Genomic DNA, 12,697 nt, shown 5'->3' with positions numbered 1-12,697 from the left:
CTGAATTGTCATCCTGAACTTGTTTCAGGATCTTAAAATATCTTATTATGAAAGAAATTAATAACATTTGGATTGTGCCACTTATTCTGCTGGCGTTGTCCTGCGTTCAGGACGACGATTTTGGCGTCCCTGATATTTCTATTGAGGACCCCATAATCCCAACTGAAAAACTTACCACGTTTAAGGCAATTAAATCGTTGTATGAGCAGGCGGTTAATGGAGGAAATCCAACAGCAAAAATTGAAGAGGACATTTATATCGAGGGTTACGTGGTGTCTTCGGATAAAGCGGGGAACTTTTTTGAAGAACTGATTATCCAAAATAAAACCGATGATAGCAGCCCCGATAGCGACCCGAGGCTGGGGCTAAAAATTGATATCAATCAAAGTAGCCTGTCGGATACCTATCAATTTGGCCAAAAAGTGATAGTGAAATTGGAAGGTTTAACAGTTGGTGAGAGCAATGGGGTGGTTACTATTGGAAGGGGCGATGCCGTAACCGTTGAGCAAATCCAGCCCTCAGAATATCGGGATATTGTATTGCGCACGAATACAATTGCCGAAATACAGCCTAAAATTACGGACTTGCAAAATTTGACCGATGCTGATGAAAACACCCTGATTCAGTTGAACAATATGCAACTGAACCGTTTTGAATTGGGAGCGACCTTTGCCAGCGAATCCTTTGATGAATTTGATGGCTTCCGTTTGATGGAAAGTTGCGATTCTGGAATTCAAATTTTGATGCAGACCAGTACGTTTGCCGATTTTAAATCGGTTTTGGTGCCTCAAGGCCAAGGCAGTATGGTAGGGATTTACAGTCGCGATTTTAGGGATGATTTTAGTGTAATGATTCCGAACAAGTCATCCGATATTAATTTTGAAAGTGCTACGCGTTGCGACCCAATGGAATTTACCTGTGGTTTAGCGTCAACACTTGGAACGGGCAATCTGTTTTTTGAGGATTTTGAATCCCAACGTAATAATCGCCCGATTGAAGGGAATGGCTGGACGAATTATATTGAAGCAGGCTCGGAAGCCTGGGAAGCCTGGTCTTCCACGGCGACGAATGCGTCTTTGGGACGTTCCTGTAGATTTCAATCGGCCAGTTCGGGAGATATTAGCAATATAGGTTGGCTCATCACGCCCGCCATTGATTTGGATGCCCAAGATGGGGAAACATTAAATTTTAAAACCTCCAGCAGTCGTGCCGATAGCAGTTATATGGAAGTGTATTTTGCGGATGATTGGGATGGTACTGAAGCCGGCGTAGCCTCGGCCACTTGGCAGATTTTAAGTGATGCATACATAGTGAAGGACACCGATCCTTTTGTAGAATGGTTACCCTCAGGAAATGTAGATTTGTCCTGCCTTTCAGGAACGATTCATATAGCTTTTAAGTACACCGGTGGCGGACAGGATTCCTTTGATGGGGTTTATGAGTTGGATGATGTTAGTGTGGATTTTGTGGAGTAAACTAACGTTTCAAAATTGCATAAACCGGAAAATGGTCACTATACCCACCTTTATACTTTTTGCCAACATAAGTTCTAAAAGGTGCGCCTTTAAATGGCCCATTAAATAATTTTAAAAAGTCGGCATCAAAAATATTGGCCTTAAAGAATTCGAATTTATCCTTAGAACTTTTAAAAAAGTTGGTTGAGATTAAAACTTGATCAAAAACATACCATTGGCGTTGGTGTTTTACTGTACCTCGGGTATAGGAACGCAGGGTTTCAAAAGGGTTAAACAAGCTATGGGTTTCCACTAATTGTTTTAAACTGTCGTTTTGTGGCGTGTCATTAAAATCGCCTAAAAGCATGATTTTAGCCTCTTCATTTTCTTTTTTTATAGCTGAAATCACCTCACTTACTTTTTCGGAAGACGCCAAACGTTTGTATTCCGTTTCGGCCTGTCCTTCCCGTCTGGACGACCAATGGTTCACTATAAAATGAATTGTTTCACCATCCAATTCTCCCACAACCAACAAAATATCTCGCGTATAATCTGGAAAGCCTTCAGAGGTCATCAGTTCCACCTTGAAGGTGTCGGTATGCATCACTTTAAAAACATTGGTATCGTAAATCATAGCAACATCAATGCCTCGCTCATCTAAAGAATCAAAATGCACATAGTCATAATCATAGTCATCCAAATGTTTGGAATCGATAAGGTCTTCCAAAACCTTTGCATTTTCAACTTCTGCCAGTCCAACTATTGCCGGAGGTTTTCCGGTTTCCTGTCTACCAATATTGGAAATGGCATAGCCAATTTTCCGTAGTTTGTTTTTATAGCGTTTCGGTGTCCATCGCTTAACAGATTCGGGCAAAAAATCATTGTCGTTGGTGTAGCGACTGTCCCTTAAATCGAACAAGTTTTCAATATTGTAAAATGCGACGGCCTGCATATCGTGTCGCACAGGAATGTCTTCAAAATCATCTGTCATACATCAAAAATAGGAAAATAACAGTCATTCCAATTATGTAACTTTGTACCATGATTGAAAAGAAAGAGATTGGCTTAGAAAAAACGGTTTTGGTGGGCATTATAACCAAAGATCAAGATGAGGAAAAGCTGAAGGAGTATTTGGATGAACTGGAATTTTTAACCTACACCGCTGGTGGTCGGGCCGTGGCTAGGTTTACCCAGAAAATGGAAATCCCAAACCCTAAGACCTTTATTGGTTCCGGAAAAATGGAGGATGTGGCCAAATATGTTAAGGATAATGACGTTAGTACAGTTATTTTTGATGACGAGCTATCGGCCACACAAGAGCGTAATATCAGTAAGATTTTAGGCTGTAAAGTATTGGATAGAACAAATTTGATTTTGGACATATTTGCACAACGGGCCCAGACCAGTTATGCCCGAACCCAAGTGGAATTGGCACAATATGAATATCTGTTGCCACGATTACGAGGGATGTGGACACACTTGGAACGTCAACGCGGTGGAATTGGGATGCGCGGACCTGGTGAAACGGAAATTGAAACAGATAGGCGTATTGTTCGCGATAAAATTGCCTTGCTAAAGGAGCGTATCAAAACCATTGATAAACAAATGGCAGTGCAACGTGGTAACCGGGGGAAAATGGTGCGCGTGGCTTTGGTAGGATATACCAATGTTGGGAAATCCACATTAATGAACACCATTAGCAAAAGTGAAGTGTTTGCCGAAAATAAATTGTTTGCTACGCTTGATACTACTGTTAGAAAAGTGGTAATTCAAAACATGCCGTTTTTATTAAGTGACACCGTTGGATTTATCCGAAAGTTGCCTACGCAATTGGTGGAAAGCTTTAAAAGTACTTTGGATGAGGTTCGCGAAGCTGATTTGTTATTGCATGTGGTGGACATTTCTCATCCAAATTTTGAGGAGCATATCGCATCCGTCAATAAGATTTTAGGTGAAATAGATAGTAGCAACAAACCTACAATTATGGTTTTCAACAAGATTGATGCTTATGAACCCGAGCCTATAGAAGAAGACGATCTTGAAACTGAAAAAACGAAAAAGCATTACACCCTAGAAGAGTGGAAGAAAACATGGATGGGTAAAATTGGTAATAACGCCCTATTCATTTCTGCCATTAATAAGAGTAACTTAGAAGATTTTAAAAAGCGCGTTTATGATGAGGTTCGGGAGATTCACGTGACCCGTTTTCCTTATAATCATTTCTTGTATCCTGACTACAACTATGAGGACATGAAGTAGGAAAGAAATAAGCCAAAAAAAGCGCATCTAAGAATGCGCTTTTTTATTTATTCATTGAATATTTTTAAAATTTATAACTAACACCAATCGTGTAATATGTTTGTAAATCGTTATCGATATTATCAAAATCAGGTGTAGTTGCTGGAGGGTTCATTGGGTCTATTTGCGCTAAAGCATAATTTAAAGCTTCCTGCTTGTTGCTCCTCAGCCCGAAATCAAAACCAATACCAATCATTTTCCAAAGGGTATAGCTGAATGAGTTGGTCCATGTCCAGTTGGATAAATCCCCAGATTTATAACTTTGGAAGGCGGATAAATTCGTCTTGAAGGCAATAGCTCCAATTTGTCTGGTATAATCGGCCACAATTTTTGCACCTAAAGACGATTCAAATACCGCGTCGTTTTCAGCAAATACAAAGTTGTAGTTCAAAGGGTGAATTACAACTACCAAGTTTTCTGCAGGCGTCCAAGTACCACCAACACCAACGTCTAAATATCCGGGATCATTAAAATTGTTTAGAATAGTAGTTCTGTATTCCATCAATCCTGAAACTGCGAAATTTTTGGCAATATTTCTACCGTATAAGGATGAAATGTTGAAGACATCCGTAGTGGGTTCAAAATCATCACTATCATTGGGGTTGTCTTTATTGTCTAATTTTGTCCAGTTTAAATTTGTAGTTAGGGCATTTCTCCAAAAGAATTTCTCTTGAATGAGGTTGGCAAAACCGTTGACCGTAACGCCAATACTACCCGAGGAGTTATTTGGTGCACCTTGGGCGTACCAGTTATTGAAGTTGGACAAGCTACCGCCAATGACCCCGAAAGCTCCAGTTCTCCAGCCCGGCAGTGCATCTATTTGTGCTTGAATAGCATTAGCCTCCGCTTGAAACTTGTCGGCTTCAGCTTGTTTTTCAGCTTTTCGTTTTTCTAATTCTTCTTTCGTTTGTGCATTAACGATTGAAATGCTAAGACATAAAAAGGCAAAAAATAATAGTTTTTTCATCATTTTCAATTTTTAAAATGTGGGCAAATATAGATTAATTTTTAACAAATGTTAAGTTAATTCGATTGAATTGAACGCTGTGTAATTTGGTTTGTTAAACTTTTAGTTTGACACCTCCAAAGGCAATAAGTCACTTAAAAAATTATTTCTTTTTGAAAAGTGGTACGGAGGAACAGGCCTCGCCATACATAATGGATTTGGCCACGGGTTTTAGTTTATTCGTCAACATGATATAGGCATTTTGAGGCACGGGTTTATTGGAACAACCTTTTACAATAATGGGTTTGCCCTCATATTTTGAAATATCAATATGGTTGATAATATCCTGAAAGATTGAAGTTTCCAGTTGTTCTAAATCGCCAATGATGGTCTTCTTGGCAAAAGGTTCCAGATAAATGCTCAACAACATGAATGCCCAACCTGGAATGATGGCATCCGTACTGCAGGTCAGCGCCACATATTGGTCTTGATATTGGCCCCAATCGTGTTCCGAAGCTTGTTGCCTGAAGTCTTTTTCCCGAAGTACAAATCCCTCGAAGAGCCAATCTTTGATATCAAACAAAACACGCCTGCCCTGCGGATAGTAATCCTCGAGGTCAATTGTGATTAATTTGCTATTCGCTACGCGATTTATGATTTCGTCGGCCATAGTGATAGTTTAAAGTTCAAAGTTTCAAGTCGAAAGTTATTGCTCCCGATAGCTATCGGGACTGCTAATGATTAGTGTGGACTAAATCAAAGCATCCCTAACTCTAGTTTCGCTTCCTCACTCATCAATTCCTGTGTCCAAGGCGGATCAAAAGTAATTTCAACTTCAGCATCATTTACGTCGTTTAAAGACTTCACTTTTTCCTCAACTTCCAAGGGTAAGGTTTCGGCCACAGGGCAGTTTGGGGTGGTTAAAGTCATCAAGATTTTTACATCATAATCCTCATTAACGAATACGTCGTAAATCAATCCCAATTCGTAAATATCTACGGGGATTTCCGGGTCGTAAATCGTTTTTAATACGTTTACTATTTTTTCGCCTAATTCGGCTGTATCTATAGTGGTTTCACTCATTTTTTTAATGTTTAATCGTTTATTTGTTGAGTCGTTTAAATGAATACACTCATCAACGAATAAACCTAATTAAGTTGCGTCTGGTATGCAATGGCATACATTTTTAATTGCTTCACCATACTCAACAAGCCGTTGGCTCGAGTTGGTGACAAATGCTCTTTCAAACCGATTTTATCAATAAAGCTGGTGTCGGCATCAATGATATCTTTTGGATGCTGATTGGAGAAAGTTCGAATCAAAATCGCTATAATACCTTTAGTGATAATTGCATCGCTATCGGCGGTAAATTCAATTTTGTCATCCTTCATTTCAGCATGCACCCATACTTTACTTTGGCAACCTTTGATAATGTTGCTATCGGTTTTGTATTGGTCGGCAATCAGGGGCAATTCTTTCCCCAAATCAATCATATATTGGTAACGCTCCTCCCAATCTTCAAACATTGAGAATTCTTCTATAATTTCGTTTTGAATGTCTTCAATACTCATACCTTCAATTTTACGCAAAAATACGATAACAAAAGTTGCTATTCAATGTTTTCCATTAATGATACTATCTTATTAACTAATACCGCAACTTCCTTTGGCGGATTATAATGATCAAAAGGGACAGACTCAAAAGTTTCTCCATTTGCAATTATCTTTAATCTTGCCAGTGGAGCACCATCAAATTGAAATGACTTACTTGGAGCTTCTAGATTTGCCATGTTTTCAAAATCTATAGTATTGCAAAGAACGAGAAGGCTACCCCAATAGGCTTTATCGCAAGGCATATTCGTTATTTTTTCTCCTCTTTTCTTTGAAAATGAAATGGAATCTTTGTTAATTTCGACATATCTATATCTTCCTCTAGAGCTTGCGTAATATTCAATACTCATAACGTTTTCTTCAACACGTTTGGTCGCCGAAATTAGGGGTTTCTTATTAGCAAACGCCGTAAAGCCATTTTCAGAAAATAAAACGGTATCAGCTTTATCAAGTGCTTTTAAAAATTTCGTTTCAATATTATTTTTATCATCGGAACACAGCATGCGTGTTGTACCCAAATCCGAAAATTTTAGACTACCATTTTCTGAAACATATGAACCAAAAAAGCGATTACACCCTGAAAATCCGGTTACTTTATTTTCTTTTGAATCAAACTTAATGTTTAAGCCAAACTCGGAAACATCTTCATTCAACAACTGATGGATTTCATATTTTCCATCCAAAGTTTTCAAAATGGCATCGTCGTTTTGTGCATATTGCATTAATTGGTATTCCGAAGGGTCCCAACAGCATCGCAAAGTCATCATCCCAAACAGTAATATTGATTTCATCTATCTAAATTTAATTTGAAATTTTAACTACAAAAAAGAAGCCAAAAAGTCTCTTCAAACTTTATTTTCAGGTGCACCTCCCAAAATCCCTCCTTATTAGGAGGGAAACTGTTGCGTATGAGTTTCCCCTCTACTAAGAGGGGAGTAAGGGGTGTGTTGTTTTTAGGACAACATCATTTTAGCCTTTTTCACACCTTCCACCATGGCATCAATTTCCGCTTTGGTATTATAAAAGGCAAAAGAGGCACGAATCGTTCCAGGGATTTTATAAAAATCCATAATCGGTTGGGCGCAGTGGTGCCCGGTCCTGACGGCAATACCCATTTTGTCCAAAATCGTCCCCACGTCATACGGGTGAATGCCTTGCAGATTAAAGGAAATCACAGAGGTTTTATGATTTGAAGTTCCGTAGATTTTTAAACCATCAATAGCGAGAAGTTTTTCCGTAGCATAATGTAACAGCTCGTTTTCATAGCCGGCGATGTTGTCAAAACCAATGGAATTCAAATAATCTATCGCGGCGCCAAAGGCAATGCCTCCACAAATATTTGGTGTCCCTGCTTCAAATTTATGTGGCAAATCGGCGTATGTTGTTTTTTCAAAAGTAACTTCGGCAATCATCTCGCCTCCGCCCTGATAGGGGGGCAGTTTTTTTAGCCATTCTTCTTTTCCATATAGCATTCCCATTCCGGTAGGACCGCACATTTTGTGGGCGGAGGTGACGTAAAAATCAACATCCAATTTTTGAACATCGGGAATTAAATGTGGTGCCGATTGGGCCCCGTCAATCAATACCGCCGCACCAACTCCGTGGGCTTTTTCGATAATATATTCAATGGGGTTGATGGTTCCCAAGGCATTGGAAATATGGTTGACGAAGACCAGTTTTGTATTATCGGACAACAACTTGTCGTAGGCCGTCATGATGAGTTCGCCATCTTCGTTCATCGGGATGACTTTCAATGTGGCACCAGTACGTTCGCAAAGCATTTGCCATGGCACAATATTACTGTGATGCTCCAAAGCCGATACTATGATGTCGTCTCCTTTTTTTAGGAAAGAACCGAATCCGTTCGCCACTAAATTGATGCCATGCGTTGTGCCCGAAGTAAATATAATTTCATGCGAAAATTTGGCATTAAAATGCTTTTGGATTTTTTGTCTGGCTTCTTCGTATAAATCCGTCGCTTCTTGGCTCAAAGTATGCACCCCACGATGAATGTTGGCATTGTAATTTGAATAATAATCCACAATTACATCAATCACTTGCTGTGGGGTTTGTGAGGTGGCCGCATTATCAAAATACACCAAAGGCTTTCCGTTTACCTGTCGTGATAGTATAGGGAAGTCTTTTCGTATGTCTTCAATATTGAACATGGCAGATAGGTTAGCCCCGATTGAGGCATTTGTTGAAGCTCCTCGCAGAGAGCGACTGCCGAAAGCGGGATTAGCTTCAAATAAAAGTTTTATAGATCGAATCCAATATTTACCCCTAATTTATTGGCAATAATTTTGGTGATGCGTTGTTTCAATTCAGGGATTTTAACGGATTCCAAAACATTGTTGCTAAACGCAAACATCAACAAAGCACGCGCCTCTTTCTCGGGAATACCTCGTGAACGCATATAGAACATGGCACTTTCATCCAACTGGCCCACAGTACAACCGTGTGAGCATTTGACGTCATCGGCAAAAATTTCCAGTTGAGGTTTGGTGTTTATCGTGGCTTTATCACTAACCAAAATATTGTTATTGGCCTGAAACGCATTGGTTTTTTGGGCTTCTTTTTCCACAACCACTTTGCCATTGAATACACCGGTGGCACGGTCTCCAAAAATACCTTTATAATCTTGGTGACTTTCGCAATTTGGCTCAATATGGTGCACCAAAGTATTATGGTCCACATGTTGTTTGTCTCCAATAATGGTAATGCCTTTTAAAGTGGAATCAATACGCTCGCCGTGCTGATAAAAGTTTAGGTTGTTTCGAATCAACTTCCCGCCAAAGGCGAAAGTGTGAACCGAAGCGAGACTTTCCCTTTTTTGTTTGATGAACGTATTGTCAATTAAAGAAGCGGTTTCTTTGTCATTTTGAATTTTATAATAATCGACAATGGCGCGCTTGTTGGCGAATATTTCGGTGACGCTGTTGGTCAAAACAGGATTGTCCGTCAAGCTTTGATGGCGCTCGATAATTTGTACATGGGAATTCTCGTCAACTACAATCAAATTGCGTGGTTGCAACATGGTGGCCGACTCGTTTCCCGTGTAAAAATGTAATATTTGAATAGGCTTTTCAACGATTTTATTCTTCGGGATGTGAATATAAGCCCCTTCGCTAGAAAACGCAGTGTTCAAAGAGGATAAGCTGTCTTTTTCAGCAGCTTTATTAAAGTAGTTTTCAATGATGAGCTGATATTTTGGTTTGCTTAAAGCGGCAGACATTAAGCAAATATCCATCCCATCGTGTGTTGTTTGTGATAAATGAGAGGAGTACTTTCCATCAACAAAAATTATCTTATAGGAATCAATATCATGAATGAAATACTTCTTAACCTCACGATATTCTAGAGCGTTTTCCTGTCTTGGGAACACGCTGTAATCCTCTTTTAAAATACTATTTAATGAGGTATATTTCCATGCTTCGTCTTTTTTGGAAGGAAAACCTTTTTCTTCAAAAATCTTGATAGCATCCGACCTTACGTCGTGCGCATAAGCATCTATGTCCACCCGATTTTCGAAGGCTAAAAATGATGATACTAATTTTTCTTTTAAATCCATGTTATTCAGTGTTCAGTAGGCAGTGTTCAGTGTTCAGTAGGCAGTCATTTACTGCAAACTGCGACTGAATACTGCTTGCTATTTACGCGCCAACTTCTTCCTTAATCCAATCGTAACCTTTGGCCTCTAGCTCGTGGGCCAATTCTTTTGGACCTGATTTTACGATTCTACCTTGATGTAAAACATGTACATAATCCGGAACGATATGATCCAATAAACGCTGATAGTGGGTAATAACTACCACTGCGTTGTCCTTGCTTTTTAATTTATTAACACCGTTGGCCACGATACGAAGCGCATCGATATCCAAGCCTGAATCGGTTTCGTCCAAAATGGCCAATTTAGGCTCTAACATAGCCATCTGAAAAATTTCGTTTCGTTTCTTTTCACCACCAGAAAACCCTTCGTTCAAAGAACGTGACAAAAACTTTCGATCAATTTCTAAGAGCTCCGATTTTTCACGAATCAATTTGAGCATATCTTTTGCGGGCATGTCTTCCAAACCTCTCGCTTTGCGCGATTCGTTAATGGCCGTTTTCATAAAATTGGTTACGGACACACCGGGTATCTCAACTGGATATTGAAAGGACAGGAATATACCTTTATGAGCACGCTCTTCGGCAGCCAATTCATCAACATCTTCGCCTTCAAAAACGATGCTTCCTTCGGTTACCTCATAGTCTTCTCTTCCGGCGATTACCGAAGCCAAGGTACTTTTTCCAGAACCGTTAGGCCCCATGATGGCGTGTACTTCTCCAGGTTTCACCTCTAGGTTTACACCCCTTAAAATCGTTTTATCCTCAACACTTGCGTGTAAATTGTTTATTTTCAACATATCGTTTTAACTTCCTAATTTTACAATATTGTTTTCTTCTTCTGAAACAGGTTTTACGTTTAATATTTCAACAATTTCAACCTTATTTTCCCAAAGAATGGTATCGTGTTTATCGTTTGTAATTTTACCTCTAATTTCTACCAAAACCATATCGGTTGGTTCTTTTTTAAATGCTTTTGCCTGAGTGTTCAACTCTTCTAGCTTGTCCGTTAAAAGCACTCCATAAATTGCGGCATGCGTTTGTAAAACCGCGGCCCCATCGTAATATACAAACTCGCCTTTTAGCAAGGTAAGACCATCGCTTTGTTTTGCCGTTCTTTCAAGGCTTTCGGTGGAACTGGCCTCCCCCGAATTTTGTGTTTTCGTTTCTTTTTTACAGCTCACTATGGTGCTTAGGAATAAAATCGTAAAAAGTAGTTTTTTCATTGTATGCTTTAATTTAAGGAGACACTTCGACTGCGGTCAGTGTGACATTTCATTTAGTTTATCCAACACTTCCTTCTAAACTGATTTCTAATAATTTTTGGGCCTCAACGGCAAATTCCATGGGTAGTTTATTTAGTACCTCCTTGCTAAAACCGTTAACAATTAACGCGATGGCCTTTTCAGTATCAATGCCTCTTTGGTTGCAATAAAAAATTTGGTCTTCTCCTATTTTACTGGTGGTAGCCTCATGTTCTATTTTTGCGGATTTATTTTTGGCTTCGATATAAGGAAACGTGTGCGCCCCGCATTCGTTACCCATCAGTAAACTATCACATTGAGAAAAATTACGTGCGTTTTCAGCCCTAGAGTTGATCTGCACTAAACCGCGATAACTGTTCTGGGACTTTCCAGCTGAAATACCTTTTGAAATGATTGTGGACTTGGTGTTTTTTCCCAAGTGAATCATTTTCGTTCCAGTATCCGCCTGCTGATAATTATTAGTGACCGCAATAGAATAAAATTCACCTACAGAATTATCACCTTTTAAAACACAAGATGGGTACTTCCAAGTTATGGCTGAACCTGTTTCCACCTGCGTCCATGAGATTTTAGCATTAGTTTCGCAAAGGCCTCTTTTAGTCACAAAGTTGTAAACGCCACCTTTGCCTTCAGCATTGCCCGGGAACCAGTTTTGAACCGTGGAATACTTTATTTCGGCATCATCCAAAGCAATCAATTCCACAACGGCAGCGTGCAATTGGTTTTCATCCCTACTTGGCGCAGTACAACCTTCGAGGTAACTTACGTAACTGCCTTTATCGGCAATCACCAAAGTTCTTTCAAACTGACCCGTACCTGCTTGATTGATTCTAAAATATGTGGATAGCTCCATTGGGCATTTTACACCTTTTGGAATGTAGCAAAACGAGCCATCACTAAATACCGCGGAATTTAACGCGGCGTAAAAATTATCCTTCTGTGGTACAACGGTACCAATATATTTTTTTACCAATTCGGGATGCTCTTTTATGGCTTCTGAAATACTCATAAAAATAATGCCCTGTTCGGCCAAAGTCTTTTTGAAGGTGGTGGCCACTGAAACGGAATCCACAACTACATCCATGGCTACCCCTGCTAATTTTTTCTGCTCATCTAGAGAAATCCCCAACTTATCAAACGTTGCCAAAAGTTCAGGATCTACTTCGTCTAAACTGTCGTATTTCGGTTTGCTGTTTGGTGCCGAGTAATAAGAAATACCTTGAAAATCAGGTTTTTCATAAGTTACGTTAGCCCACTCAGGTTCTTCCATGTCCTTCCAAATTCGGAAAGCTTCCAAGCGCCATGCGGTCATCCATTCAGGCTCTTCCTTCTTTTTGGAAATGGCACGAACAATATCCTCATTTAAACCATTTGGAAAGGTGTCCGATTCGATATCTGTGTAAAAACCATATTCGTATTCTTTGGTTTTTAGTTCCTCCCTTAAATCGTCTTCAGTGTATTTTGACATTTTTTAAGCTCTTTTTAAGTCTTCCCTTTGGGAAGGTCTGGATGGGATTT

At 39.5% G+C, this 12,697-nt stretch carries 13 protein-coding genes; 2 read left to right on the top strand and 11 right to left on the bottom strand.

Annotated elements, in window-relative coordinates:
• Window positions 1-47 precede the first annotated feature (47 nt).
• On the top strand, window positions 48-1,475 hold the full coding sequence (locus tag H7U19_RS07695; RefSeq protein ID WP_186560915.1) for a DUF5689 domain-containing protein: 1,428 nt from the start codon (window positions 48-50) through the stop codon (window positions 1,473-1,475).
• 1 nt (window position 1,476) lies between these two features.
• Here H7U19_RS07695 and H7U19_RS07690 read toward each other — a convergent pair whose 3' ends face one another.
• On the bottom strand, window positions 1,477-2,445 hold the full coding sequence (locus tag H7U19_RS07690) for an endonuclease/exonuclease/phosphatase family protein (RefSeq protein ID WP_186560913.1): 969 nt from the start codon (window positions 2,443-2,445) through the stop codon (window positions 1,477-1,479).
• A gap of 50 nt (window positions 2,446-2,495) precedes the next feature.
• Here H7U19_RS07690 and hflX point away from each other — a divergent pair, with 50 nt between their 5' ends.
• Window positions 2,496-3,713 carry a GTPase HflX gene (gene hflX, locus H7U19_RS07685; protein ID WP_186560911.1) on the top strand — a complete coding sequence of 406 codons (1,218 nt, stop codon included), beginning with the start codon at window positions 2,496-2,498 and terminating at the stop codon, window positions 3,711-3,713.
• Between the two features lie 64 nt (window positions 3,714-3,777).
• Here hflX and H7U19_RS07680 read toward each other — a convergent pair whose 3' ends face one another.
• The 10 genes from H7U19_RS07680 to sufB all read right to left on the bottom strand — a co-directional run bounded on the left by H7U19_RS07680 (window position 3,778) and on the right by sufB (window position 12,647).
• Window positions 3,778-4,719: a DUF3078 domain-containing protein gene (locus tag H7U19_RS07680; RefSeq protein ID WP_186561528.1), complete on the bottom strand. Its 942-nt coding sequence runs from the start codon at window positions 4,717-4,719 to the stop codon at window positions 3,778-3,780.
• A gap of 142 nt (window positions 4,720-4,861) precedes the next feature.
• On the bottom strand, window positions 4,862-5,368 hold the full coding sequence (locus H7U19_RS07675; protein ID WP_186560902.1) for a DUF2480 family protein: 507 nt from the start codon (window positions 5,366-5,368) through the stop codon (window positions 4,862-4,864).
• Window positions 5,369-5,454: 86 nt separating this feature from the next.
• On the bottom strand, window positions 5,455-5,781 hold the full coding sequence (locus H7U19_RS07670) for an SUF system Fe-S cluster assembly protein (protein ID WP_186560900.1): 327 nt from the start codon (window positions 5,779-5,781) through the stop codon (window positions 5,455-5,457).
• A 65-nt stretch (window positions 5,782-5,846) separates the two neighbouring features.
• The gene (locus tag H7U19_RS07665; RefSeq protein WP_186560898.1) at window positions 5,847-6,269 is read right to left on the bottom strand and encodes a SufE family protein; all 423 of its coding nucleotides are present in this window, start codon (window positions 6,267-6,269) and stop codon (window positions 5,847-5,849) included.
• A 38-nt stretch (window positions 6,270-6,307) separates the two neighbouring features.
• Window positions 6,308-7,099: an META domain-containing protein gene (locus H7U19_RS07660; protein ID WP_186560896.1), complete on the bottom strand. Its 792-nt coding sequence runs from the start codon at window positions 7,097-7,099 to the stop codon at window positions 6,308-6,310.
• A 162-nt stretch (window positions 7,100-7,261) separates the two neighbouring features.
• Entirely contained in the window at window positions 7,262-8,476 is a 1,215-nt protein-coding gene (locus H7U19_RS07655) for an aminotransferase class V-fold PLP-dependent enzyme (protein WP_186560894.1), read from the bottom strand.
• Between the two features lie 89 nt (window positions 8,477-8,565).
• On the bottom strand, window positions 8,566-9,879 hold the full coding sequence (gene sufD, locus H7U19_RS07650; RefSeq protein ID WP_186560892.1) for a Fe-S cluster assembly protein SufD: 1,314 nt from the start codon (window positions 9,877-9,879) through the stop codon (window positions 8,566-8,568).
• Between the two features lie 82 nt (window positions 9,880-9,961).
• Window positions 9,962-10,714 carry a Fe-S cluster assembly ATPase SufC gene (gene sufC / locus H7U19_RS07645; RefSeq protein WP_186560890.1) on the bottom strand — a complete coding sequence of 251 codons (753 nt, stop codon included), beginning with the start codon at window positions 10,712-10,714 and terminating at the stop codon, window positions 9,962-9,964.
• Window positions 10,715-10,720: 6 nt separating this feature from the next.
• Complete coding sequence (locus tag H7U19_RS07640) at window positions 10,721-11,140, bottom strand: hypothetical protein (protein WP_186560888.1); 420 nt, start codon at window positions 11,138-11,140, stop codon at window positions 10,721-10,723.
• A 58-nt stretch (window positions 11,141-11,198) separates the two neighbouring features.
• Window positions 11,199-12,647 carry a Fe-S cluster assembly protein SufB gene (gene sufB / locus H7U19_RS07635; protein ID WP_186560886.1) on the bottom strand — a complete coding sequence of 483 codons (1,449 nt, stop codon included), beginning with the start codon at window positions 12,645-12,647 and terminating at the stop codon, window positions 11,199-11,201.
• Window positions 12,648-12,697 lie beyond the last annotated feature (50 nt).

Source organism: Hyunsoonleella aquatilis (assembly GCF_014270105.1).
GTDB classification, from domain to species: domain Bacteria; phylum Bacteroidota; class Bacteroidia; order Flavobacteriales; family Flavobacteriaceae; genus Jejuia; species Jejuia aquatilis.
Note: the sequence above shows the minus strand (reverse complement) of the source record. Positions and strands in the feature narration are given on the sequence as shown.